Source organism: Chryseobacterium sp. KMC2 (assembly GCF_016756935.1).
GTDB classification, from domain to species: domain Bacteria; phylum Bacteroidota; class Bacteroidia; order Flavobacteriales; family Weeksellaceae; genus Chryseobacterium; species Chryseobacterium rhizosphaerae.
This window is the reverse complement of record NZ_JAESIT010000029.1, coordinates 1-24871: the sequence shown is the minus strand read 5'-3', so window position 1 is coordinate 24871 and position 24871 is coordinate 1. Positions and strand designations below refer to the sequence as shown.

At 35.5% G+C, this 24871-nt stretch carries 22 protein-coding genes and 1 pseudogene; 17 read left to right on the top strand and 6 right to left on the bottom strand.

Annotation, left to right across the window (positions count from 1 at the left end):
- Nucleotides 1–137 precede the first annotated feature (137 nt).
- The 4 genes from JML65_RS22295 to JML65_RS22280 are packed head-to-tail and all read right to left on the bottom strand — an operon-like array spanning nucleotide 138 to nucleotide 5658.
- Nucleotides 138–986 carry a thiopeptide-type bacteriocin biosynthesis protein gene (locus tag JML65_RS22295; protein WP_202272292.1) on the bottom strand — a complete coding sequence of 283 codons (849 nt, stop codon included), beginning with the start codon at nucleotides 984–986 and terminating at the stop codon, nucleotides 138–140.
- A gap of 22 nt (nucleotides 987–1008) precedes the next feature.
- Nucleotides 1009–3252 (bottom strand): lantibiotic dehydratase family protein, encoded by a 2244-nt coding sequence (locus tag JML65_RS22290; protein ID WP_202272290.1) that lies wholly within the window; start codon nucleotides 3250–3252, stop codon nucleotides 1009–1011.
- Nucleotides 3253–5454, bottom strand: a complete 2202-nt coding sequence (locus tag JML65_RS22285; RefSeq protein WP_202272288.1) for a prolyl oligopeptidase family serine peptidase — start codon at nucleotides 5452–5454, stop codon at nucleotides 3253–3255.
- A gap of 6 nt (nucleotides 5455–5460) precedes the next feature.
- The gene (locus JML65_RS22280) at nucleotides 5461–5658 is read right to left on the bottom strand and encodes a hypothetical protein (RefSeq protein WP_084086783.1); all 198 of its coding nucleotides are present in this window, start codon (nucleotides 5656–5658) and stop codon (nucleotides 5461–5463) included.
- Between the two features lie 196 nt (nucleotides 5659–5854).
- On the opposite strand from JML65_RS22280, the gene JML65_RS22275 reads away from it, so the two are divergent.
- From JML65_RS22275 to JML65_RS22235, 9 genes are all read left to right on the top strand, one after another.
- Entirely contained in the window at nucleotides 5855–7627 is a 1773-nt protein-coding gene (locus tag JML65_RS22275; RefSeq protein ID WP_202272286.1) for a helix-turn-helix domain-containing protein, read from the top strand.
- Between the two features lie 347 nt (nucleotides 7628–7974).
- On the top strand, nucleotides 7975–8703 hold the full coding sequence (locus tag JML65_RS22270; protein WP_047489477.1) for a hypothetical protein: 729 nt from the start codon (nucleotides 7975–7977) through the stop codon (nucleotides 8701–8703).
- Nucleotides 8693–9301, top strand: coding sequence for a hypothetical protein (locus tag JML65_RS22265; protein ID WP_084086780.1), 609 nt, complete (start codon nucleotides 8693–8695; stop codon nucleotides 9299–9301). Before JML65_RS22270 ends, JML65_RS22265 begins: the two co-directional genes overlap by 11 nt.
- A 2-nt stretch (nucleotides 9302–9303) precedes the next feature.
- Nucleotides 9304–10995, top strand: a complete 1692-nt coding sequence (locus JML65_RS22260) for a hypothetical protein (RefSeq protein ID WP_202272284.1) — start codon at nucleotides 9304–9306, stop codon at nucleotides 10993–10995.
- 167 nt (nucleotides 10996–11162) lie between these two features.
- Nucleotides 11163–12920: an alkaline phosphatase D family protein gene (locus tag JML65_RS22255; protein WP_202272282.1), complete on the top strand. Its 1758-nt coding sequence runs from the start codon at nucleotides 11163–11165 to the stop codon at nucleotides 12918–12920.
- Between the two features lie 124 nt (nucleotides 12921–13044).
- Nucleotides 13045–13716 carry a hypothetical protein gene (locus tag JML65_RS22250; RefSeq protein ID WP_202272280.1) on the top strand — a complete coding sequence of 224 codons (672 nt, stop codon included), beginning with the start codon at nucleotides 13045–13047 and terminating at the stop codon, nucleotides 13714–13716.
- Between the two features lie 114 nt (nucleotides 13717–13830).
- Nucleotides 13831–14697 carry a helix-turn-helix domain-containing protein gene (locus tag JML65_RS22245; RefSeq protein ID WP_084086776.1) on the top strand — a complete coding sequence of 289 codons (867 nt, stop codon included), beginning with the start codon at nucleotides 13831–13833 and terminating at the stop codon, nucleotides 14695–14697.
- A 249-nt stretch (nucleotides 14698–14946) separates the two neighbouring features.
- Nucleotides 14947–16527: a Na+/H+ antiporter gene (locus JML65_RS22240; RefSeq protein WP_202272278.1), complete on the top strand. Its 1581-nt coding sequence runs from the start codon at nucleotides 14947–14949 to the stop codon at nucleotides 16525–16527.
- Nucleotides 16528–16539: 12 nt separating this feature from the next.
- The gene (locus tag JML65_RS22235) at nucleotides 16540–17586 is read left to right on the top strand and encodes an MBL fold metallo-hydrolase (RefSeq protein WP_202272276.1); all 1047 of its coding nucleotides are present in this window, start codon (nucleotides 16540–16542) and stop codon (nucleotides 17584–17586) included.
- 80 nt (nucleotides 17587–17666) lie between these two features.
- Here JML65_RS22235 and JML65_RS22230 read toward each other — a convergent pair whose 3' ends face one another.
- The gene (locus JML65_RS22230; RefSeq protein WP_202272274.1) at nucleotides 17667–18527 is read right to left on the bottom strand and encodes a DUF4822 domain-containing protein; all 861 of its coding nucleotides are present in this window, start codon (nucleotides 18525–18527) and stop codon (nucleotides 17667–17669) included.
- A 191-nt stretch (nucleotides 18528–18718) separates the two neighbouring features.
- Here JML65_RS22230 and JML65_RS22225 point away from each other — a divergent pair, with 191 nt between their 5' ends.
- The 4 genes from JML65_RS22225 (at nucleotide 18719) to JML65_RS22210 (ending at nucleotide 21287) form a co-directional block, all read left to right on the top strand.
- On the top strand, nucleotides 18719–19432 hold the full coding sequence (locus JML65_RS22225; RefSeq protein WP_202272272.1) for a DUF434 domain-containing protein: 714 nt from the start codon (nucleotides 18719–18721) through the stop codon (nucleotides 19430–19432).
- Between the two features lie 3 nt (nucleotides 19433–19435).
- Nucleotides 19436–20086: a hypothetical protein gene (locus JML65_RS22220; RefSeq protein WP_202272270.1), complete on the top strand. Its 651-nt coding sequence runs from the start codon at nucleotides 19436–19438 to the stop codon at nucleotides 20084–20086.
- Between the two features lie 95 nt (nucleotides 20087–20181).
- Entirely contained in the window at nucleotides 20182–20505 is a 324-nt protein-coding gene (locus JML65_RS22215; protein ID WP_202272268.1) for a hypothetical protein, read from the top strand.
- Nucleotides 20502–21287 carry a TatD family hydrolase gene (locus tag JML65_RS22210; RefSeq protein WP_202272266.1) on the top strand — a complete coding sequence of 262 codons (786 nt, stop codon included), beginning with the start codon at nucleotides 20502–20504 and terminating at the stop codon, nucleotides 21285–21287. Before JML65_RS22215 ends, JML65_RS22210 begins: the two co-directional genes overlap by 4 nt.
- Nucleotides 21288–21344: 57 nt before the next feature.
- Here JML65_RS22210 and deoD read toward each other — a convergent pair whose 3' ends face one another.
- Nucleotides 21345–22055: a purine-nucleoside phosphorylase gene (gene deoD, locus JML65_RS22205; protein WP_047489445.1), complete on the bottom strand. Its 711-nt coding sequence runs from the start codon at nucleotides 22053–22055 to the stop codon at nucleotides 21345–21347.
- 310 nt (nucleotides 22056–22365) lie between these two features.
- On the opposite strand from deoD, the gene JML65_RS22200 reads away from it, so the two are divergent.
- The 4 genes and pseudogenes from JML65_RS22200 to JML65_RS22185 form a co-directional block, all read left to right on the top strand.
- The gene (locus tag JML65_RS22200; RefSeq protein WP_202272264.1) at nucleotides 22366–22755 is read left to right on the top strand and encodes a VOC family protein; all 390 of its coding nucleotides are present in this window, start codon (nucleotides 22366–22368) and stop codon (nucleotides 22753–22755) included.
- 97 nt (nucleotides 22756–22852) lie between these two features.
- Nucleotides 22853–23500, top strand: coding sequence for a hypothetical protein (locus tag JML65_RS22195; RefSeq protein ID WP_237390968.1), 648 nt, complete (start codon nucleotides 22853–22855; stop codon nucleotides 23498–23500).
- Nucleotides 23500–24633, top strand: a complete 1134-nt coding sequence (locus JML65_RS22190; protein ID WP_202272262.1) for an AAA family ATPase — start codon at nucleotides 23500–23502, stop codon at nucleotides 24631–24633. The genes JML65_RS22195 and JML65_RS22190 overlap by 1 nt, the downstream gene beginning before the upstream one ends.
- Nucleotides 24606–24871, top strand: a pseudogene (locus tag JML65_RS22185) (hypothetical protein); the annotation flags it as partial. The gene JML65_RS22190 and the pseudogene JML65_RS22185, both read left to right, overlap by 28 nt.

Here is a 24871-nt window from a genome sequence, read left to right as displayed (position 1 = left end):
TGATGAAGATTTTCCAAAACAATGGAAAGATAGTTGTAAAACAAGTTGGAAAGAGGTTGTAGTAAATTAAAATGTAGATGTATTAGTTAGAAACAAAAGGCCTAGAATATTACATTTCTTTAGATTTCATGGCCCTCCTACAAAGCCCGGAACGCAACCGTTTTATAATATCTGAATAAATAATCATAAACAATCATTTCAAAGAGGCGTTGATTGGAGATAAACATCCTGTTGATATTCATATGAAAAATACTTTGAAAGAATGTTTGTGGTGAGGATTCTGAAGACTCATTTTCATGATGGTTGAGGATCGTTTGTAATACAGAAGCACTTTCACTGATGGTGGAAATTATGGTATTCCTTTCCTCAGAAAATTCTTCAGATTGGATAAAATCTAATAATTGGGGATTAAATTCCCGATATTTCTTATCCAGCTGACTGTTAAGTTTTTTATCGGCATTAAATTCCTTTTTAAATACTTCATTGAAGTCTTTTATCCAGTTCAGTTTTTCCTGAATCGGAAGATTGAGCTGATTTAGAAGTTCATCAATATAAAAAAAACTGATCATGAGTTTCTCCTCATCGGTATAATGCAGGCATTGTAATGTAAACTCACTGTTGTTCCAGAATAAGGTTTCGGCTTCTTCTATTGTATTGCTGCCATATCTTTCTATTTCCCGGTTATAAATGTCGATAAGGATATTTGAAATTTCTCCACTGTTGGTATATTCAGTGAGGGTAGTATTGACCTTTTGGAGAACGTCAGTATAGTTTTCTGTTTGCGTAAGCTTAAACCTAAGCCTGAGATGAGGATTTGGATCACTATAACGGATAAAAAACCATTGTGAAATTAAATTATTTTCTTTGAAGTAGGCCACTAGCGGTTCAATAGACTCCTCCAAAATAATGTCTGCAGTCTTTATTCCTGTATATATTTTAAAATACAGCCATTCACTTCCCGGAACAAACTTTCTTTTTATCATCATCCCTTATCTTACATATTTTACCTTAACTCTTAACTCTTGGTTCTTGCCCCTCAACCTCTCTATACATTGAAAAAATAAACTGATGCATAAAGTCAGTATTTTCGTTATACAGGAACTCCTCAATGACGATTGATTTTAACTTTTTTACGGTATCAATAAAAACTTTCACCAGATCATAGTTATCCAGATTAATGGTGAGTTTATTATCAAACTGGACCCACTGAATCCACGATGGGATTTGTCTTTTATTTCTCCAGGATTGTATACCGGATAATAACTGTTCTTTATTCCCTGCTTCATAGCTGCTCAATATTGAAAACTGAGTAAGCTCTTTTTCTGTAATTTTCCACCAGGCTTTTGAAAGAATTAAATTTTTATATTCCACTCTTGGTAAAAACTGATAGATGTTTTGTAAATCTCGCCAGTTAAAATTAATGAATGGTCTGATATTTTGACGATTAAGATCACATAAGAAATGATACACCGGCAACGGATTGGCGGAATAATTATGTGAGTTGGTCAGGTAAGGTTTAATCTCTTTGTCCAGTTTTTTAGAACGTAAAACAATTCTATTATTTTTTAGGGAAATGTATAAATCATCAATACTTATCTGATTTTCTTCCGGCAGAATGGATTGTGCGAGAAAAGGGATTTCATAAGGGCGCAGCGTAGGTCTTCTGATAACATTTCCTATTCTTGCTTCAGGAAGATGGATAATTTCCGCCGAAATATAACCGGTATTAAGTTCCTGTTCTTTTTGTGCAATGCATTTTGTTAAATTTTGGACCTCAGATTTCTCAGAACAAAATCTTGCCAGAATATTGGCTGCACTGCCTCCGCCTCCGCTGCTTAGAGAAAGCTTTTCCTCATTATTTTCAGAGATAATTTCCGTGACAAAAGAAATAGTATCAGGCAGATCATTCCAGTTTTCCTCAAATTCTTCAAAATCCTTTTCAGACAGCTTTATTTTGTACTGATTGTCGAGTAAGGCTTCCTGCACTTTTTCATTGAGAATTTGCTGGATAGGATCCAGTTCAATTCTTAGGGTTGATTGATGATGAGATGATGAATAATCCAGGTTTTCAATATAAGGATGCAATCCTTTGGTAGGAATATCTTGTCTGTAGCCAATTCCTATTTCTGTATCCAATACATAAGCCAGTGGCATTTCCTGCTTTTCAAACCTTTCGTGAAATGCTTTTTTAAACCTCTCCAGGTGGTTATCCTTTTGAGGAAGTGTAATTTTATTTAAAAAGCTTACCGCTTCTTTTAATTCTTTTTTCCAGTACGGAGGTAAAATGAATTTTTCTTTGAAATAAAGATCAGTTTGAAACAGGTATTTCTGATCATATTCTGTATTGAATAATGTAATTAAATCCTCAATTTCAGCATATAAAGAAACAGGATTTCCAATAGTGGTATCTATGGTGTCCAGTTTGGTTTTTATAGAAGTCAGGATTTCAGATTCATTGCTGATTCCTGTTTTTTGTAAAGATCCGATGATAATATCTAAGAAGTCTTTTCCGGATACATTAGGTTCCAGTTCACTTACAAGAACCTGATTGTCTATTAATTCATTGATGAATTCCGTAGCTTCTTCCCGGCTGATCTCTTCATCAATCAGGAGAGCTGAAAGCTGCTGTATGGTTTTCCCTTTTTTTGAAAAATCTAAGATGTTTTGTAATTCTTCAGAAAGTGGAGCTGATGAGATGATATATTCTCTTTGCCCTTGGGTGTATTGGTATTCAACGTAGCGGATTCTATTCCTGACCGTATAAATACTGTTATTAGGATAAAATAATAATTTATTTCTTATCTCAGGAGTTTTTACCAAATGATTGGATAGACCAACCAGAAAGTGCATATCCAGTTGAGTTTCCCTCACAAGATGCTCATGGGTAAATTTCTCTTTCCCGTAAAATGGATTTGGGGCTGTTCCAAATTTTCCTACTCCCACTTCAGTAAACAAACCAAAAGGAATAGACCGGGTGCTCATACGGCTGTAATATTTTAGAAAACTGTTTTCCAGTTTCTGATTTTCTTTCTTGGATCCATGGAGGCTGAGATTGAGCCAGTCATTCAGTTTTTTATGAAGATAAGGAGATGCCAAATAAATAGCTTCCTGAAAAACAGGATCTGCATATATGGACTTCAATGCCGTTTTTTGAATTTCATCATTACCTGTCATTTCATGGAATTGCTTCCGTGAAAACAGGGGAGTACGAAAAACATACTCATCAAAAAAATGGTAAGGAAAACGAGACATCTATTTCTTATTATCTTTTTGAGGCTGGTAATCGGGATGTCCCAATTGCCAGAATGCAAATGCAAAGATATCTGACAGGTTAGAATACCGTTGGGCTACCGGAATATTTGCGCCATGGCCTCCTTCATAATCGATATTTAATAAAACAGGTCTTTTTGAAGTACTGCTCGCTAATAGTTTCGATGCGAATTTTGTAGATTGCCACGGTGAAACTCTTGGATCATTAATTCCGGCACAAAGTAAAACAGCAGGATACTTTTTCCCCTTTTTAATATGTTCATAAGAGTCCATTTCTAATAATCCTTTAAACTCAGCCGGATCACTCGGATTTCCATATTCTTTGATGCTGGTTGCCTGAATCCCATTGTTCTCGAACCGGATTGTATTTAATACCCCGGATTCTATAATTGCAGCCTTGAATAGCTCTGGCCTTTCGGTCATTGCTCTTCCTATTGCAATACCTCCCGCACTGGCTCCCCAGATCGCGATTTTTTCCGGTGACGTGAACTTCTGATCAATAAGATATTCTGCACTGGCAATTAGATCCTTCCAGGTATTAGGTTTTTTATCTTTCTGTCCGTCAGTATGCCATTGTGCTCCTTTTTCTCCACCTCCTCTTACATGGGGAATAGCCACAATACCTCCCTGATTGACCCATAATAGATAACTCTTAGCGAAAAATGGTATTGAAGATTCTCCAAAAGCCCCATAGCAATCCATAAGTACCGGATTTTTGCCGTTTTTCTTAGTGTTTTTATTATAAATTAAGGATAAAGGAACTTCTGTTCCGTCGTAAGATTTTATAGAAACTTCTTCTACAGTAATATCTTTAAATTCCGGGAAATCGATGTTTGGGACAAGATTTTCCTGGGTGAAAGTGTTGGTAGATAAAGTATATCTAAAACGCTCTTCTTCATTGGCCCATCCCGAACAACTGATCCATATATCAGAAAAGTTCTTTCCTTTTGATTGTAAATCTATGCTGCCGGAAACATAAGGTAGTTTGATGGGAATATCTTTCCCGTTTTGATACAAATATAATTTAGCTTCCACACCGTTTTTGGCAGTCACATAATAGATCCCGTCTTTTGTTATAGTGTACTGCTTGATAACTTCATCTTTTTTTTCAGGAACCAGTATTTCAGGATTTTTAAAATCTCTGGTGGTCATATTGGTTTTGCATAACTTATAATTGGATGAGTTATATCCTGATAAAAAATAAATGTCATTTCCTGACAACCTTATGGAAAACGCTTTGCTTTCCTTATCATACAAAGGTTTCCAGTTATTTTTCCCCTCTAATAGTTCTTTCTTTTCAATAAAAAATGTTTTTCTGAAGTTCTCTGCATCTACCAATATTCCGATGTAGTGTTGATCTTCAGGGTTGAAAGCCAGAATGGCAGGATAATCCGTGTTGCTTATTTTCAGATCAGGATTATGGGTACTTGAAAAGACATCATTAAGCTTTTTAGGATCTTCTCCTATTCTATAAAGCATAGCGCGGGTGTTTTTCCTGAACTCTTTAGCCTGCAGATCTACAACCGGATAATAGGTATAGAAAAAACCACTGTTGTCATCAAGCCATTTTATACCTCCAATAGAGGCAGGATTGGTATTAATGATGGTTTGTGGATAAATACTTTTTTTATCCACATCCATCACAATAACTTCAGATAATTCTTTACCTCCCTGGGTTAAAGAAATGGCCACTTTACTTCCATCCCCACTGGGACTTACAAGATTGATTATAAAATTGCCGGTTTTGGGAGTATCTGTTGTTTTCTTGGAGGATACAAAATTGGCGGGATCGTAAAGTAAATTTTCTTTCCCGTTAAATCCATTTCTGTAATAAACCTTGGCGGTTTTTTCTCCAACATTTCTTTTCAAATAAAAATATTTATCATTTTCAGTTACTTTTAAATCATACAAGGAATATCCTTCTCTCTTATCAAACTCTAACCTTTTATTTAAATAATAATTTCTATTAGGAATAGAGCTTAATACTGAAGCCGTGAAATCCGACTGGGATTTCATCCAGTTAATTACTTTAGGATCCTGTAAATTTTCTAAATTCCTGTATTCATCTATTATTTTGGTGCCAAAATAATGATCCGTAGCAGGAACAGAAGGAGCCAGATTACTTAATTGTGCTTTGAAAGATGCTGTTAAAAGAATAGAAGTGAGAAATATTTTATACTGCATAAGAAATTATTTAGTAAGAACAGGTGGTGGTATCCCCAGGCTATCATCAATGATGCTTCCATCATCGCCATTTACACAACCATCAATGTATTGCATGTGCTTGCCGCCGCCACCGCCGCCGTGTACCTTGTTGAGATTGTCAATTTTTGCCATCTGTAATTTTTTTAAAGATAGTTTCTTTTTTGTTTCGTTCTTATTTTTCATTTTAAAATGTTTTAAGTAGCTGTTTACAAATAAAGCTATTTTTTCTCTATGTTGGGAAAAAGTATGTATAAATTCATGAATTTATAATTTGTACACTTATTTTAATTACCTGATATATAGTATTTTATAATGATTTTTTTAAATTTTTATAAGACTCTCGTTTTTAAATAATATTTTTGTAAAAAATGAGATGCAGATGTTGAAAATAAAGCTGCTTTTATTGTTAAGTGTGGTGTGTAATCTATTGTATGCACAGACAGGTAATGTAGAAAATATTCAGAAGAGTGTTTTAAAAGAGTATACCTATCAGGAATTGGAGAAAAAATTCTATGAGACTAAACCTGAAGATGTAAAAAGTAAAAGAGATATCGCAAAATACTATCTCCAAAAAGCGAAAGAAGAAAAAGATGAAGTTCAGATTGCGGAGGCGTATGTCATGCTCCACGTTGATGAATCTTTACCCAATGCATTAAAGTATCTGGACAGTTTACAGACTATTACCAAAAATTCCAAAGAAATTTATTATCCCGCCCGGACCTATTTATTAAGAGGGAATTTATATTTTAAATCTGACAATCTGCAGGCCGCATTGAATAATTATGTACTGGGTCTGAAATATGCGAAAGAGAAGGGATATAAAAGACAGATTGCGATGGCTGAGATCAGTATTGCCTATTTGAAGAATTATATTGGAAAGCATGCCGAAACAGCTAAAACCCTTAGATATTATTTGTATAATGCTGATTATATGAATGAGAGTGAGCATACTATTCTTAAACTAAATTTAGCAGATGCCTATATAGAAATCAATAAAATGGATTCTGCATATATATTGATCCAGGATGGATTACTGGCTGCTAAGAAAAGCAAAAACGTATATGCTTACCATCAGAATTTGGGATTATTGGGCTATTATAATTTAAAATTAAAAAAATATAATGTAGCTATTGAAAATTTACAGAAGTGTAAAAACTTCTTTTTCACCGCAAGTTATCCAAGCAAAAGAAATCAAAATTATACTCTTTTAAATTTAGGAAAGGCTTATGCGGGATTACAGGAAAGCAATAAAGCCATAGAGAATTTTGCTAAAATAGATTCTATGGTGCTTAAAACAAATTATGTTTTTCCTGAGCTCAGAGAAGTATATACTTACCTTATTGATTACTATAAAGAGAAAAAAGATAAAGAAAAACAGCTTTATTATGTTGAAAGATTTTTAGATGTCGATAAAGTATTGGATACCCGTTTCAGGTATATATCAAGAGAGTTACCGAGAAGATATGACACTCCTAATCTGTTACAGGAAAAAGAGAGCATTACCAAAGAACTCAAACAACGAAAGATATTCCTTTATATAGTGCTGGGAGCCTTATTAATAGTTCTTTTATTATTTATAAATTTTTATTTTAAATATAAAAACGCTGAAAAAAAATACCGAAAGATTGCTCAGGACTTAATTCAGTCTGTTAATGAAAATAAGAAGGAACCAGAGGTTGAAATACAAAAAGAAGAAGTATTACCGGATATTGTCTTACCTCAAAATATAGAAAACACAGAAGATAAAGCAACGAAAACGATTTCGGAAGATATAACGCAAAGTATTCTGAAGGAGCTTGATGCTTTTGAGAATAAAGAACAGTTTTTAAACAGGGGAATTACGTTGGGAACTTTGGCGAAAAAAGTAAAAACAAATTCTAAATACTTGTCAGAAGTAATCAATACCCATAAAGGGAAAAACTTTGCAGCTTATCTCAATGATCTTCGTATTGACTATGCGATCAGCAGATTGGCAAGGGATAGAAGATTTCGGTCTTATAAAATACCTTTTATTGCAGAAGAATTAGGATATAATAATGAGCAGGCTTTCACACTGGCTTTCAAAAAAAGAACAGGAACTCCTCTTTCCATCTACTTAAAGGAAATTGAAAAGACAGTAAGCGCAGCGAATGATCATCCGGAAGTACTATAAGATATGGATGTAACTGGCATGTACTTTTTCAATTGTACTGCTATACAATATCTCCTATAAATACAGTAGGCCACGGTGTAAAGTTTACAGAGTACACTTTTCCGGGGAATATATATTGAAGAACTAACCCAAAGAAATAAGCACTTGCAGAATAATGTGAGTGCTTTGTTATTTGCTTTTTATGTAAGCATCCAATCAACAGGGCAATTTTCTGTTTCTTTCTATGAAATTATTTCATTAAAAATCAAAGGGTTATTGTTTTATATATACAAAAAAGTGTAAATTAGAGTATCATGTTGTGATTACAGAATCACTTTTGAAAAAAACTAAAAACTAAAATAAAACCGATGAAAACTCTTATAATAATGATCATGTTGGGAGTTTCTCTTCCCAGCCTTGCCCAAACCGACACTATATCCAATAAGCAGCTAAAGAAAATGTATTATGATCATATAGGCTTTCTTATTGGAAAGAAATCAGATATCCTAAAAGACAATACCATTTCGAATTATGATCTAAAGAATGTAATTGCTTTAAAGCAAAACGAATACGAATTCATTTCTCAGATTAAAGATACGGTAGAAAGAAAACGGATCATGGCTGAAGAAACAAGAGAATTATCAATGCTGAAAGCTAATTATATTAATAAGGCATATGTTTCCGGATATATTAAAGGCACGGTAAATGATTTTGAGATCTACAATGCCAATTTAGATTCGTTAAAGAGCATAAAAGGGTTGGAACCATGTCCTAAATGTGCGATTTCCCGTAAAGTTAAATTCATTGTTTTAAAATCAGAAAATAATAAAATAGATACGTTGAAATGTGCTGTTTTGAAATATACGAAAGTAGGATTCCAAAATAGAAAGCTTAGTGAAACAGAGTTTAATTCTTTCCCCTGTGATGATATTAGAGAACTGTCATTAAGTGGTTCTTATGGAAAGAATATCATTGAAATATTTTTTGAAGAAAAGAAATACCGTAAAGAATTTATTCTGACGGCCGGGAGATCGGCCAATGATATTTGTATACTTCCTATTGTACTGGACAAAAAATACCTGATTTATGACAACTGAATTTAAAACCACATTAGAAAATATTGTCCAGTTTGCGGCAGTATTACTCCAGATCATTGGACTTTTTGTTTTAAAACCTGGTATATTTAATTATCAGGGAGAAACTGAGTTGTTTGCCGGTGGAAATATCTACAACTTCATTCTGATTTTTATTTCAATCATTTTTTTATTTCTGGGGTATACCTACTCAAAAGGGATATTTGCCCGAAACTGGTTTATAATGTTTATTGTATTCGGTATTCTTTTTATCGGGAGTTTCTTTTATTATAATCACCTGATAGAAAAAAAGACAGTCATCTTTTCTTCAGATGGGGTAGAGGCCTCCAGATTTGTAAAAGGGGATCAATTTGCTGTTGCGATAAGAGGTTGTGCCGAATCGATCAGAAAAAAGAATCCTGATATCCCGGATCTTGAGATTATTAAGAGTTGTGAAAATATTACTGATGTCACTCAGTTATATAAAATATGGCCTGAAAAGGAAATTAAAAAGAATATGCAGGTTTTAAATATTGGATATTGCATTTTGATTTCCCTTGCAAGTATTGCCTTAATATGCGGATTGCAAGCCCTTAAATGTAAAAACATGAAAAATGAATAGCCATGAAACTTTTCTGTATTCTTTTTTTACTATTCTGTGAGAATTTTGTGTTCGGACAGATAGACCCCGGTAAAATTAGAAAACCCAACGTAAAAGATGATTTTGAAATATTGGTATTTCAGGAAAATGCTAAACTGAACGAAACGCTGTACAAAACAGATATCTGGATAAGTGATATCAGTGGCATTCAATATGATTACGATTATGGAGTTATTATCAACAAAAATGAAATTCTGGAAAAAATTAAAAATTTCGATCATGTTGACAAAAGGTTTCTAATACGTCTGATTATTGCTCATGAAAAAATGCATGCAAAACAGTATTTTAAATGGGGAAAAGAAACCTTTAAACGATACTCTTCGCTTGTTTCTAAGGAACAGCTCTTAGTAGATGAGACCCAGGCCGATCTAGTGGCGGGTTACAATGCTATGGATGTAAACAATTATAAGGATATTGAAATTTTTTTCAATATTGTGAGAAAAGTTTCAATAAATGGATTTGACAGTATATCTGAATTCACTGAAAAAGACATAAATTTTGATCAGCAGTTAAAAAATAATGAAATAAATGCACTGAAACTTTTTTTTTCATTAGGGGAAAATGGAAATTATCTGGCAAGGGGTGCTAATTCCTACCAAAGGACAATTGCCATTGAAATGGGAATGAAGGCAGCTTATATTAACCGATTAGTTACTTATTTAAAAAACCATGGACCTCTTTCTGATATAGAAAAAGAATCCTATGATCAGGTCATTTCTAAATTGCGAAACGATATCGATTTTGCCTATGTAGAATCAAAAAAATTGGATTATTTTTATGATAGTTGGAGTTTTTGGACTGCCCGTAAAATTTTAAATTTTTCCAAAGAACTTAATAAATATATCCATTTTAAACTTATTGAGTCTTCTGAAGATGTTAAGAATCATAAAGTTAATTATAAAACGAGTATAACCAATTCCAATACAAAAGATTCCATTTTAATTAATTATTCAGTCTTATTTAAATCTAAGCCTAAAGACTATGTGAGTTTTATAATTTTTGGTGCAGTAAACTCAATGGTAAGATTAAAACCGGGAGAAACAAAGCTTATATCAGAATCATTGGACATAGGTATGATAGAAATATTTCAGGAGGTAAAAGAGGAATTTCAGAATCAGATTGTTTTTCCGGGGCAGATAGGTTCTTTGTATTATACTGCATTATTGAATACTAAAAATTCAAAAGAATATTATGCCGATAGAAAGGAAAATGAAGTAACAGACTGCTATAAATGTGATCAGTCTGTTGAAGACCTGATAGCCAATCTTGCAGTGATTCATGACAGAATTGAGAATGGAGAGCCGGAAGACTTTATCAATGGTATAGGCTTTCAGTATGCAGATCAGGATTATATTTCTTATGGTGTGTTTTTGAGGGGAAGGCCCTTCGAAATGCTGGTGTATCCTGCAAAATCTATTTTTAAAATTACGCTCTATTCGGATGCTGATATAAGTGTAGTGAAGAAGTACCTGCAGAACATAATTAAGGAGATTGACCATAATGAAGATCTAAAATATACTTCTACTGTTGATGACCGTAAAAACCCATTGATTATCATAAAAAATACCTCGAATCTTCAGATAGGCTCATTGGAAATTGTATTTGATAAAATGGTTAATGAATTTCAGATCCAATTAAAACTCACAAAATCTTAAATAATCCTATTTTCAATTATAGGTGTGGAAAAATAATGTTCGAGATAATATCGTTTCCGGAAACAGGTAAAATTCGAATTAAACAGATGTTTAAAGAACCATAAAGAATAATTAAAATTGAGTTAACAGCCTTCTTGATCAGATAACGTTGTTTTGCAGAAAAAATAATGATGGAAAACAACAACCCGATTAACAGAAGGAGATTTCTTAAAAATTCATTACTGGCGGCAGGAGGGATTTTTATTGCTCCTTTAATTGAAAGCTGTACAGATAATGATTTTAATGATGCTAATGAAAATGCTCCCTCTGACCTTAAAAATGCAGGTTTTGAATCCGGAGTAGCGAGTTTCGATCCTACAGCAGGGGGAATTATTATCTGGACAAGATACTCTACAGGTATTGATGCTGAAATTACCTGGGAGATAAGTAAAAACAGCAATTTCTCAGAAGTATTGAGAAGAGGCAAGGCAGCAGCTACATCTGTTAATGATTTTACCGTAGCCGTTGATGTACAGAATATTCCATCAAATACTAAATTCTACTATAGATTTTATAATATTACTACCAAAGAAGCTTCTGTTGTTGGAGAGACCCTTACATTACCCTCAAAAACAGATACCGTAAACGAAGTGAAAATGGCTGTGGTTTCCTGTTCTAACTTTCCTGCCGGGCTTTTTAATGTATATGGTGCTATTGCCCAATCTGAAGCCGATGTAGTGGTACACCTTGGAGATTATATCTATGAATACGCTCCGGGACAATATGGAACAAACCCTTATACCAACCAGCTTGGCAGAGCCCATAAACCGGCTAAGGAAATCCTTAGTCTTAATGATTACAGGGAAAGATACAGACAGTACAGAGGAGATAAAAATCTTCAGCTTCTTCACCAGAAAAAACCTTTTATCTGCGTGTGGGATGATCATGAATTTGCGAATGATACCTACAAATCCGGAGCGGAAAATCATCAGCCTAATGAAGGAGATTTCCAGGCCAGAAAGATGGCTGCCTTCCAGGCTTATAGTGAATATATCCCTTTGAAAACAGGAAAAGATCTGAAGATCTATAGAAGTTTCCAGTTCGGTAATATTGTTTCCCTTCACATGATGGATACAAGGGTGATCGCAAGAGATAAACAAATGGAATATTCAGATTATCTGGATAACGCCGGAAACTTTAATCAGGCACAGTTTACAGCAGATTTTTTGAGCACCAACAGAAAACTGGTCGGAAGCGAGCAGATGTCATGGCTGAGCTCTCAGATCAATGGGAGCACTGCAAAATGGCAGGTATTGGGGCAGCAGATCCTCATGACAAAAATGATGGTCCCAGCTGAACTCCTGATGTTGCTTAATCAGATTCTTGCAGAAATAAAACAGCACGGAAGTGCACAGCCGGCTACCATGCTGGCACTTCAGACTACCATTACCCAATTGATTGTTCTGAAAACAAGATACAAACAACAGGACCCAACCCTTACCCCACAGGAAATTGCAAGAATTACAACAACATTACCTTATAACTTAGATGCCTGGGATGGTTATTTTATGGAAAGGGAACACTTGTATTCTCTTCTTGCCGGGAAAAAAGTAGTGGTACTGGCAGGGGATACTCATAATGCGTGGCTGGGAACACTGAAAGATGCCCAGGGAAATCACATCGGGACAGAGCTTGCCTGCAGTTCCGTATCTTCTCCGGGACTTGAAGGATATCTGGGAATTTCATCCGACCCTACGAAAGCTATAGAATTGGCTCAGGCATTTTCAATGTTGATCGACGATCTGGATTATGCCAACCTTTATAAAAGAGGATATCTGCATGTGAAATTTACTTCCGGAAGTTCTCTGGCAGAATGGAGATTTGTAGACAATATAATTTCCGATACATATAATACCGTTACAGAAAAAACATATACAATCGTATAATTTTAATCATAGTTTTTAGTAGAACAAATCTTATTTTCAATTTTGTATTAAGAGCTGCAGCACGCTACTGTGGCTCTTTTATATTAATATTTTTTTGTATCTTGAACAGATGCAAGAGGATATAATGAAAGAATTTTCACCCCTTATTTCTAAACCTTCGTGGTTCATGACCTGGCTGACCAGAATTTTTGGGGTACTTATATTACTGATCGTGTTTCTGGCAATTCTGGCATTGCCTGCTATACTCTGTAATCACGTAATGGTGTTGGTAGCAGTGGGAATACTGTATTATCCTGTTGTAGCGTTTCTGCTTTACCGTTTTCTTCGCTATCAGAAAAAAATAAGAAAGAGAGAAGTGAAGAAAATTGTGGTTGATGATAAAGGAGTTCATTATGAAAGGTTTGACGGCAGTGTAGATGAGGTTTTGTATGCTAATTTAGAAAAATACTGTTTTTCAGATGAATATGATGTAGGTCTCAGCCCCAGAAACAAACAATATATGTTGCAGGTGAATGACAGAGGATATGTAGTAGATGTTGATTTTGAAGGAATGGATGCCGGCTATACTTACTATATAAAAAATCTGAAAGCTTTGCGGAGAAGGTATTTACAGGGAATTGCACACTTCAGACCGGACTTGCGTATAAATCCCTGGATTTATTCTGTATACAGTATCAATCCTGTAGATTTTACATTCGATAGAAAGGAGTATTGGACTTCCATGCTCAAAGTGGGAGGTGTATTGATGCTTGTATGTCTGGTATCTGGTTTGGTACTCTATAAATTAGTAACTTAAAAATAAATATTCTACATAGAGAAACAGTAAAATGTATCCGTTTTTCCTGAATTTGTATCCTGATGGGATAGCTTAAAAAATCTAATTTCACCCCATTATTGAAGCCCTGTAAAAATGAAAACAAAAATACTTAGCATACCGGAGTTTAGCCGTTACCTGAATGTTGACGGGTTAAAAAGTGATGAGCTTCATATTGTAGATTTTCAGGATAAAAAAGATATCAGGCTAAAGTCTGATCCTGTTACAATAGATTTTTATCTCTTAGCAATCAAACCGCCTATGGAGGTTAAGTTTGTTTCCTATCCATTGCTGGAAGATCAGTCAGACTCTTCTTATATGTATGTAGACTGCCCTCAGAATACATTGGAGTGGGAAATTGCCCCTCCGTTTTCAGGGCTTTGCATTATGATAAATGCTAAATACCTTGAAAGATATGCAAAGGACTACAGCTTTGTTCATTATAATAATCACGAAGCTCTTTTTCTCACCAAAGATGAGGAAACAATTTTATGGGATCTTTTCAGAAAAGCAAACAATGAATTTCAAAAAGAACATTATTCAAGAACAGTAATCATCTCCTATGTTAATTTAATACTGACCTATGTTAAAGATTTTTACGACAGGCAGTTTGATACCAGAAGCACTATCTATCACAAAGTCATAGACGAGTTTTATAAAAACCTGGAAAACTATTTCCGAGAAAACGAAAATATAGCAGGACTGCCTTCTGTCGCTTTTTTTGCCCAAAAAAGTAATCTTTCACCCAATTATTTCGGTGATCTCATTAAACATTTTACCGGTAAATCTCCATTAGATCACATCCATGACCATGTAGTAAAACTGGCTAAAGACAAATTAAAAAATACGACACTTTCTGTAAGTGAAATATCTTATAGCCTTGGCTTCGACTATCCCAATTATTTTGCCAGATTCTTCCGTAAAAAAACCGGATTGTCACCCAAAGTATTCCGAAACCAATAAAAAATTATAGACTATAATATATAGGGGAATATGTCCTTATATGACAGAAAAAATTATGTAGATGAAGCTGTAGAACAACTGATTCCGTTCTTTCAGGAAAAACTGGTTTGAAAAAATACTGCTGTACATTTCTTTGTATAGCAGTATGAAATTTCCACATTGAATGCTTATATTTATTTTAAAAATCAAATTGGAGACATTTTTTTTTCAGAAATAATATAATTTGGTTTACAAATAATTCAAAAAACAATGTTGGAAGATTTTATTTATTACTTAGGATTGGTTCTGGTGATTATCGGTTCGATAATGCTGGCCAATCGTTTAAAAGTTGCCTATCCTATTATATTGGTGATTGCAGGATTACTGATCAGTTTCATTCCTGGATTGCCTGCTATAAAGATTGATCCGGAGCTTATATTTATAATTTTTCTACCTCCGCTTTTATATGAAGCTGCGTTTGCGGTTTCGTGGAAGGAAATATGGAAACTGAGGCGCATCATTACCAGTTTTGCCTTTATTGTTGTTTTCCTTACTGCAATATCTGTGGCTTTTGTAGCCAATTCCTATATTCCGGGATTTTCATTAGCCCTGGGTTTTGTGTTGGGAGGAATAGTGTCACCACCTGATGCCGTAAGTGCAGGAGCTATTTTAAAATTTGTAAAGGCCCCTAAAAATGTATCCACTGTTTTAGAAGGCGAAAGTTTATTCAACGACGCTTCCTCTCTGATTATTTTTAGATTTGCCATGGTAGCCGTAGCAACAGGACAGTTTATCTGGCAGGATGCTGTACTAAGTTTTGGATGGATGGTGTTTGGAGGCCTTGGAATAGGGGTTGTACTGGCTTTTATCTTTCTTAAAATTGAAAAAATATTCCCCACCGATGTTAATATGGATGCCATACTCAGTTTAGTAGCACCTTATGTCATGTATATTGCTGCTGAAGAAGTTCATTCTTCCGGTGTGCTGGCAGTCGTAAGTGGCGGACTCTTTCTTTCCGTAAGAAGGCATGAAATTTTCAGAACTTCAGAATCCAGACTGAGAGGCTCCAACGTATGGGAAAGCTTTGTATTCCTGATCAACGGAATTGTTTTCCTTCTGATAGGGCTGGATCTTCCCGAAATTATGGTAGGACTGAACAAAGAAGGAATAAGCCTGTCCGAAGCAGTAAGCTATGGATTGTTGGTTACAGCAGTACTGATTATTGTCCGTTTTCTGGCTTCTTTTGGTGCTGTATTTACAACATTGATTATGCGGAATTTCATCAATGTAGCAGACCGGGATCCCGGTATGAAAGCCCCATTTCTAATGGGCTGGACCGGTATGCGGGGTGTGGTTTCACTGGCGGCGGCATTATCTATTCCCGTTGTCATGGAGAACGGGCAGCCTTTTCCTCATCGTGACCTTATCCTGTTTATTACATTTGTGGTCATTTTAGTTACTTTGATTCTTCAGGGATTGACCTTGCCGGCATTGATAAAGAAACTGAATTTATCCGACTCCAATGGAGGATATATGTCTGAAGACGAATCAGAACGTTTTTTGAAAAAAGAAATGCGCAGGGTTGCTTTCAGGTATCTGGATGAAAACTATAAAGAGAGGAGAAATGAAAATGAATACTTCAACAAACTGATGGACCGTTGGGAACAGGAAGACAAAGAAGATTCTGTTCATAAGCTTTCCGGGGAAGCTAAAGAAATCTATTTTGAGACTTTGGAGCAACAGCGAATTTGGCTTCGGGAAGAAAACAGACGTAACCCGAATATTAACGAAGAATATATAAGACATTATCTGACAAGATTGGATATGGAAGAGGAGAGACTTAGGATGTAAAAAAAAAATACAATGAATTTAGTAAAACAACTGGGGCAATTCCCTGATGAAAAAAGAAAAGAATATTTCAGTACACTTTCCAATTATACCCATGGGAAGTTTCAAAATATGTTGGTAACACCGGCTTTGTTAGAAGGGGAAAGTATGACCAAAGCACTTCTGGGAAGCCTGTGTAAAATAGAAAATACATCACCCGGAACTGCGCTTCCGTTTGTAGTAACAGATCTTAAAAATCTTCAACCTGACGAAAATATTCTCGTGTGGTTTGGACACAGTTCTTATTTCATACAGATTGATGGCAAAAAGTTTTTGATAGATCCTGTTTTCAGTGGAAATGCTTCTCCCATGCCCGGATCTATAAAAGCATTTCCGGGAGCAGATTATTATAAACCGGAACATATGCCGGATATAGACTTCCTTATTATTTCCCATGATCATTGGGATCACCTGGATTATAAAACGGTTCAGGCTTTAAAAAATAAAGTAGGAAAGGTAATCTGTGGTTTGGGAACCGGCCAGCATTTTGAATATTGGGGTTGGGCACCGGAGAAAATTGTGGAAAAAAACTGGTGGGAAAGTATTGATGTGGCGGAAGGCTTCAGGATTACTCTCACGCCGGCAAGGCATTTCTCCGGAAGACTGCTGAACAGGAATATCTCACTCTGGACTTCCTTTGTATTAAAAACCCCCACTATGAAACTGTTTTTAGGAGGAGACAGTGGCTATGGTAACCATTTTACAGAAATTGGAGAAAAATATGGACCATTCGATTTAGCGGTAATGGAATGTGGACAGTACAATGAAAAATGGCCTTATATTCACTCTTTACCCGAACAGATTATTACAGAAGTGAAAGAGCTGAAAGCAAAAAACTTCATTCCTGTTCATAATTCAAAATTTAAATTAGCACAGCATACCTGGTACGAACCACTTGAGCAGGTTTCAAAATATGCAGAAGAAAACCGGCAGCCTATTACCCTACCTGTTATGGGTGAGAAAGTGAATTTAAACAACCTGGATAAAACAGATTGGAAGAAATGGTGGGAAGACTATATCTGATCTTTTCTATACATCATTAATTAAAATAAAAACCTGCCGATATTGAGCAGGTTCTTCCTTAATTATCAAAAAAATAATCACTACTGAGGTTCACTATGGGTAACCTTAGTGTGTATAATGTCATAGAATACTGCCGGATTAGCTGCATCAGGAATAATTCTGTAGGTGAAAGTAGTCTCATTCAGGGTAAGAATATCTACCACTCTTGTAAAAGTAACTGCTCCGGTAGCAGGGTTGATCCCAATAAGGGTTCTCTTCTTTCCGTCAGCAGAAATAGACCATTTCCCCTGAGATCTGAAAACATCATCCAATCCTACAATTTTGAATGTTCCATTGGCTCTGAAATAAGAGTATCCTACATATCCGGTTACGCTGGCATTGGTTAATGCTACATTATTTCCGTCTTTATCTTTAGCACCGGTAGTTTCCCACGGAGTAGAAGCTAAAGTAAGCTGTCCGTTGCCCGGTTCGGCATGAGAAGTTCTTGTATGAATGATGTCATAATAAAGCGATGGATCCGCTGAACTAGGATAGATTCTATAGGTGAATTCATTCTTATTAAGGACAAGAATATCAACATCACGGGTGAAAATAGTAGAGCCGTCCGGATTAAGTGCTGCAATAGTTCTTTTTTTACCTTGCGCATCTACAGACCAGGTTCCTCTTGATCTCAAGATATCATCCAGCCCGTAAATAGCAAATTTTCCATCTGCTTTGAAGTAAGCAAAACCTACATATCCGGCTACGCTGGCATCAGTTAATGCTATATTATTTCCATTTTTATCTTTAGCTCCTGTAGTTTCCCATGGAGTAGAAGACAGAACCTGTGAGGGAGTCTGCTGTTCTATAATAATTTCGTCATCATTATCAGAACATGATACAAAAGATGCTGTTAAAAGCATAGCTGCACACAGATAACATAGTTTTTTCAGTGTATTCATAAGGGTATTTTTTAAGTCTTTGCAAACTTATCCCTAATCAACACCAAAACATTGTATAAAGTATCTCTTTTGTTGTAGGAAATATAACAGATGGATGATAAAGTGAACAAAATGATATTATTGTGGTGTTGCTAAAGATTCTTTTGGAAAAGTTTATAGGTGAAAAACCTTTAAAAATTCTATTTTTGAGTATGAATAACAGAAACCGTGGAAAAAATACAGGTGATGATAACTTGTTCGGTTCAGAAAAGCAACTCGGTAAGCTGAAACTGGCTGTTCAGGATATGCAGTATTTGCTGACAAGAGGTTATGCGGAAAAAGCAGGATCAGAACTTGTAGGTAACAGATATAGATTAAAGACCAGACAAATACAGGCTTTACGCGGTGCATCAGCTTCCGATATGCAGATCCATGAGAGAAATTTAAAACAACTGAAGAGTTCAGAATTAAAAGACAGAATAATTTATCTTGATGGTTTTAATGTATTGATTTTGTTGGAAAGTCTGCTTTCCGAAGCTTATATTTTTGAAGGTGCAGACGGTTGTTTTCGCGACCTTTCCGGAATTCACGGAACTTATAAAAGAGTTAATCAGACGTTGAAAGCTGTAGAATTGGTAGCTTCTTTCTTTAAAAAAAATAAAATCCAAAAGCTGGTCTGGGTTTTTGACCAACCGGTTTCCAACAGTGGAAGAGTAAAACAGATGGTCCTTGCATTTGCTTCAGAAAACAACCTGAATTGGGAGAGTGAGCTCCAGTTTAATCCAGATAAATTTCTGGCAGAAAGTTCAGAAATTATTATTTCTTCCGATGCATGGATTTTGGATCACTGTAAACAATGGTTTAATCTTATTGGACATCTGATTCAAGAAGAGTCTCTTTCCGTCAATCTTATAAAAACATGGTGAAGAATGGATGGCTTTGAAAAGTATATTCCCTTTATTTCTGATTCCTGGAAAGAAAAACACCAGGCTATTTTAGAAAAAGAACATGTGAAAAACCTGGAAGGAAATATCCGGGCCTATAAAGAAAATAAGCTGGATTGGGATTTGCCTTATTTTACTGAAGAAATAAAAATAAACCGCCATGACATTTTTGATAGGATTATTCGCTTATTGGAAAGCAATAATTCTGATGAGGTTAAAGCAATAAAATTAGAAGAAACTCCTTTTGAGGACTGGCTTATTATGTTGGGGCAAAGGCTTACCCCGGCAAGTATCCGTGATGAGAATGCTATTCCTCCTCTTCAGCATGTATTAATTAATGCATGCGAAGAACCATTCAACAATGAAATAACCATTGCCCAGAGAGCCTGGGAAAAACATACCGGAAGAATGGATGATCATTTTTGGGGCGAAGTCAAAGGCAATAACCAACAGAAACAGGAGAAGGTAATGAAGAGAATCTGTTATATTCTCGAAAACCAAACCTGGTGGAATGTATTTTTTCATTATAAACACGGTTTGGTCTTTGAAGTCAGGGAAAAAGAAGGCCACGGAATACGATGGAGCCATGGCGGAACCAAACTGATAGGTTTTCTGGAAAAATTTATCAATGAATAATTTTTACTGCGTAAAAAGGTTGCGCTGTTAACGGATAATTTTGCGGAAATTAAATAGCGATTATACCTGTTGATGATCATTTTTATTCAATAACCATGAGGAATATTTACAACAAAGGAGATTTCAGAGCCGGAGAAGAGGGTAAGATTTCCTGTGAATTACAGAAATATGGGAATAAAAAATGGCGGAGGACCGAAAATTCTGCTATCGAAGATCAGTTGAAAGAAGAAGTACGTTTCCTGAAAACTAAAAAAGCCCGTAGGAAAACCATATGGGTCAAAATAACAAAAGAAATTAACGGATTGAAGCGCTCTGATTATAAAAGGTTTTATACAGAAAAAGAATTGAAAGATGCTGTGAAAAACCAATATGTAACAAGATATTTTTATATGAAAAATAATAAAACAAAAAAGAAATGAATACCTACATTGATATTGGCATTAATCTGACCAATAAACAGTTCTACAATGAACACGAAGAAATCATTAACCGCGCTTTGGATAACGGAGTAGAACATATGATTCTCACAGGAACAAGCGTACGTGGAAGTAAAGAATCTGCAGAAATAGCAGAAGACTATCCGGACATTTTATTTTCTACAGCAGGAATCCATCCCCATGATGCCAAATCTTTTAATAACGAAAGCATCAGCGAACTTAGAAAACTTTTACAACAGGAACATGTGATCTCAGTAGGAGAGTGCGGGTTGGATTTTGATCGTGATTTCTCCCCAAGACCCGTTCAGGAAAAATGCTATAAGGCTCAGCTTGAGTTGGCCATAGACGTGAATAAACCTCTTTTCCTTCATGAAAGATCGGCATTTAAAAGGTTTAATGATATTACAGACGAATATCTTTCCCAATTACCGGAAGCAGTAGTTCATTGCTTTACCGGAACACTGGATGAAGCAAAAACATATCTGGATAAAGGGTTTTACCTGGGCTTTACCGGAGCGATCAGTGATGAGAAAAGGTTTAAACACCTGGAAGACGTCATCAGATACACACCTTTAGACAGGATGATGATTGAAACAGATGCTCCTTTCATGCTTCCGAAGAATATGCCGAGAATGCAGAACAGGCGGAACGAACCCTCATTTTTACCGTATGTTGCGCAATCCATTGCCTATTTGAAGAAGATGAGTATTTCCGAAGTTGCAGATGAAACTACAGAAGTTGCCAGGAAATTTTTCAGGCTATAAAAAAGAGCTCTACTGATACAGTAAAGCTCTTTTTTTATTTCTTAAGCGAATTCGCTTTTATAGACTTTTCAATGCTGATTCCAAAGCCAGCTCCATCATTGGATTCAGGGCTTTCTCTCTTTCGTCAGCAGAAATTTTTTCATGCGTTGGAATAATGTCAGTTACCGTAAGGATAGTAGCAGCATTTTTTCCTAAATGCTGAGCATTCGCAAACAATCCGAAAGCTTCCATTTCTACTGCAGGACAATTGTATTTTGTAGCAATAGCAGGAGTTTCAGGATCTTTTCTGTAGAAAATATCACTACTGTGTATATTGATTGCTTTTGCGTGTAATGATAATTCTTTAGAAGTTTCATTAATGGTGTTGAAGATATTTCCCTGGTGAGGAAGAATCTCATCTTCAATTCCCCATGCATATTTAGCATATGTACTTTCGCTGGCTGCATTTTCAATATTCAAAATATCAAAAAGCTTAAGATCTGTATTATAAGCACCACAAGTTCCAATTCTGATGATAGTATCTACCTCATATTCTGTAAACAGTTCAAAAGAATAGATCCCAATACTTGGAAAGCCCATTCCACTTGCCCCTACTGTGATTTCTTTACCCTTATAAAGACCTGTATAATAAAATATACCTCTGGTTTTGCTTACCAGTTTTGCATTTTCTAAATAATTTTCAGCAATATACTGTGCACGAAGCGGATCCCCCGGCTGCAATACTACTTTAGCAATTTCTCCTTTGTTTGCACTGATGTGAATACTCATAATTTTATTTTGACAGATGCAAAGATAATAACTTTTAGATTGTCTGTGACATTACAGGGAGTGAATAACGAAGCCACCTCATGAAAAGATAATGCATAAAATGGTATATATAAGTATTTTAAATACGGTTTTGTATACCGTCTGTTGAAAACTTCATATTGAGAGAGCCTGTATTCATTGCAAACCTGAACTTTTAAATGATTTTCAACCCGTATTTTTGGTAAATACAGAACAAGAATAGAATAACAGAGAGCGGATATTGCAAAGTGAAGCCTGCTAACTTTGCTATACAATAGTAAAATAGAGAAAAATGAAAATTGAACATATTGCCATCTGGGTAAAAGATCTTGAAAAAACCAGAGAATTCTATCAGAAATATTTTGGAGCCGTTTCCAACAAAAAATACCATAATCCTGTTAAAAATTTTGAGTCCTATTTTCTGAGTTTTGATAGTGGCAGCCGTCTTGAAATTATGACCCGTTCCGGTATTAAAGAAAATACAGGCTCTTATGATTCTCAACAGTTTGGGATTGTCCATCTGGCATTTGCTGTCAAAACTAAAGAAAATGTAAATGAACTTACAGAAGTCCTGAGAAAAGATGGTTATACCATCGCCGGAGAACCCAGAACTACAGGTGACGGTTACTATGAAAGTGTTATTCTTGATCCGGAAAACAATATTGTTGAAATAGTAGCCTGATATTGTTATATGGGGACTGAAATAGAGAAAGCAACATTTAACATCAATCCCCTATTCAAAAGTTTTATTCTCAACGAAATAATTCTATTTTTGTTAGATGATGGAAACCAGGTCACCATTCTTAGATACGATCTTTTTGCTCAGGAAAACTGAATGCATTACCCTTTTCTCAAACTTCCAGGAGATTTCTTCGAAAGAAGAAGCAGAGGCAGGGGATTATTTTGAGACAGAATTTGAAAAGGAAAGGCTTGAATTTTTATCTGGAAGAATGCCATGTGACAGAGCAGCAGCAGTGTGGGCAGGAAAAATACTGTATCACAGTGCTCAGCTTTATCTGATCAGAGAAAATACAGCAAAAAATATAGATCGCCTTATTTTCAGGTTTAAAGAAAAAAAAGATATCTCTTCTGTACTATCTGCGGATTTGTCTTTGAGATTCCTGCCACAGATCATTGTAGCATTGAATACACTGGATCCGGAAGATGTTTTGATTGGGATGCTTGAAGATATTCTGACAGAATTTCATTATTCGGGAATAGGATATGATCTTGATTTGAAGGGTATAAACTGGGAAGAAGAATTAAAAGACAGTACATACCGGAAATTGTATCTCGAAAGAATTCTTGAAAAAAGAGATTATAAACTGGCGGAAATTCCAACGATCAATAAAATGCTTATTTCAGAATTGGGAATGCATAAAGACGCATTCTGGAGAGAACTAAAAATAATAACTGAAGAAAACTAATGACTCAGAATATCAATAAACTTAATACAGTCCTTACCTACGTAAAAGATACTTTTGTAGGTAAAAATGATGTAGTAGATCTACTGGGAATCTGTCTTTTGGCGAGAGAAAATGCTTTTTTATATGGTCCTCCGGGAACTGCAAAATCAGCCATTGTCAGAACATTGTCCAAAACGGTAAAAGATGGGAAAAACTTTGAATATTTATTGACCCGTTTTACAGAACCCAATGAAATCTTCGGACCTTTTGATATCAGAAAATTAAAAGAAGGAGAGCTTCTTACCAATACAGAAGGAATGATGCCTGAAGCGTCCATGGTATTCCTGGATGAGATCTTCAATGCCAATTCCGCTATCCTGAACTCGCTGTTGATGGCCCTTAATGAAAAAATATTCAAAAGAGGGAAAGAAACTAAACATTTACCGGCACTGATGTTTGTAGGTGCAAGTAATGTTCTTCCCGAAGATGAAGCATTAAATGCATTATTTGACCGTTTCCTGGTGAGAATCAACGTAGATTATGTGAATCCCGAATTATTACATCAGGTTCTTTTAGCCGGAAGAAAACTTGAAAATGAAGAAGAAACTGAAACTCCCGAAATTCATGTACATGAGATCAGAGAGCTTCAGAATTTGTGTAAAACAATTGATCTTAGACCCATTTATGAAGTCTATCTGAATACTATTATAAACCTACGAAATACCGGAATTGCCATTTCAGACCGTAGAGCCGTGAAGCTTCAAAACCTGATTGCTGCAAGTGCCCTGATCTGTGGAAGAAATGAAGCCATTCTCTCCGATCTCTGGGTTCTGAAACATATTTGGGATACAGAAGAGCAGATTGAGATCCTGGAAGGAATAATCAACAGGACCATTGAAAAAGATGACCACCCGAATTCCCATCCACAGGCGATGCACAACAAAACACCCAATCCGGAAGAAGTAATGAAGGATGTGAAGATCCTTACTGATAAATGGAATGGTGGAACACTGAGTTTTGAAGAACAGAATGTGATTAAAGATAAACTGAGATACCTCCAGACCCGTTGCGACTGGATCAGAAATCCCGAACAGAAAGAATATATCCGGCAAGAAATTGAAAGCTTATGGCAGAAGATCCTTCAAAGTGTATAAAAGAATTTTGGGCAGAACTTCCCAGAAGGGATGAAGATTTTCTGGGGTCAATCAGAGACTGGAAAAATGTACTGATTGCAGTGGACGACGAAACGATTTGGCTCAAAGGTTTTACCGATGAACAGGTTATAGCTTCGGAAATTCATCAGTTTCCAGATTTTTTACTGTATGAGCTGCATGATGGTCTTTTATTCCGGAAAGATGCGTTGGTTCCAAGTAAAAAGATGCGCTCTGCTTT

Bases quoted from the DNA above. Each gene is read 5' to 3' on its own strand.
- JML65_RS22250 (WP_202272280.1), top strand. From the start codon at position 13,045: ATGAAAGAATTTTCACCCCTTATTTCTAAACCTTCGTGGTTCATGACC.
- deoD (WP_047489445.1), bottom strand. From the start codon at position 22,055: ATGAGTATTCACATCAGTGCAAACAAAGGAGAAATTGCTAAAGTAGTA.
- JML65_RS22260 (WP_202272284.1), top strand. From the start codon at position 9,304: ATGAAACTTTTCTGTATTCTTTTTTTACTATTCTGTGAGAATTTTGTG.
- JML65_RS22280 (WP_084086783.1), bottom strand. From the start codon at position 5,658: ATGAAAAATAAGAACGAAACAAAAAAGAAACTATCTTTAAAAAAATTA.
- JML65_RS22235 (WP_202272276.1), top strand. From the start codon at position 16,540: ATGAATTTAGTAAAACAACTGGGGCAATTCCCTGATGAAAAAAGAAAA.
- JML65_RS22210 (WP_202272266.1), top strand. From the start codon at position 20,502: ATGAATACCTACATTGATATTGGCATTAATCTGACCAATAAACAGTTC.
- JML65_RS22190 (WP_202272262.1), top strand. From the start codon at position 23,500: ATGACTCAGAATATCAATAAACTTAATACAGTCCTTACCTACGTAAAA.
- JML65_RS22225 (WP_202272272.1), top strand. From the start codon at position 18,719: ATGAATAACAGAAACCGTGGAAAAAATACAGGTGATGATAACTTGTTC.
- JML65_RS22245 (WP_084086776.1), top strand. From the start codon at position 13,831: ATGAAAACAAAAATACTTAGCATACCGGAGTTTAGCCGTTACCTGAAT.
- JML65_RS22275 (WP_202272286.1), top strand. From the start codon at position 5,855: ATGTTGAAAATAAAGCTGCTTTTATTGTTAAGTGTGGTGTGTAATCTA.
- JML65_RS22265 (WP_084086780.1), top strand. From the start codon at position 8,693: ATGACAACTGAATTTAAAACCACATTAGAAAATATTGTCCAGTTTGCG.
- JML65_RS22290 (WP_202272290.1), bottom strand. From the start codon at position 3,252: ATGTCTCGTTTTCCTTACCATTTTTTTGATGAGTATGTTTTTCGTACT.
- JML65_RS22220 (WP_202272270.1), top strand. From the start codon at position 19,436: ATGGATGGCTTTGAAAAGTATATTCCCTTTATTTCTGATTCCTGGAAA.
- JML65_RS22200 (WP_202272264.1), top strand. From the start codon at position 22,366: ATGAAAATTGAACATATTGCCATCTGGGTAAAAGATCTTGAAAAAACC.
- JML65_RS22270 (WP_047489477.1), top strand. From the start codon at position 7,975: ATGAAAACTCTTATAATAATGATCATGTTGGGAGTTTCTCTTCCCAGC.
- JML65_RS22230 (WP_202272274.1), bottom strand. From the start codon at position 18,527: ATGAATACACTGAAAAAACTATGTTATCTGTGTGCAGCTATGCTTTTA.
- JML65_RS22195 (WP_237390968.1), top strand. From the start codon at position 22,853: ATGATGGAAACCAGGTCACCATTCTTAGATACGATCTTTTTGCTCAGG.
- JML65_RS22295 (WP_202272292.1), bottom strand. From the start codon at position 986: ATGATGATAAAAAGAAAGTTTGTTCCGGGAAGTGAATGGCTGTATTTT.
- JML65_RS22215 (WP_202272268.1), top strand. From the start codon at position 20,182: ATGAGGAATATTTACAACAAAGGAGATTTCAGAGCCGGAGAAGAGGGT.
- JML65_RS22240 (WP_202272278.1), top strand. From the start codon at position 14,947: ATGTTGGAAGATTTTATTTATTACTTAGGATTGGTTCTGGTGATTATC.
- JML65_RS22285 (WP_202272288.1), bottom strand. From the start codon at position 5,454: ATGCAGTATAAAATATTTCTCACTTCTATTCTTTTAACAGCATCTTTC.
- JML65_RS22255 (WP_202272282.1), top strand. From the start codon at position 11,163: ATGATGGAAAACAACAACCCGATTAACAGAAGGAGATTTCTTAAAAAT.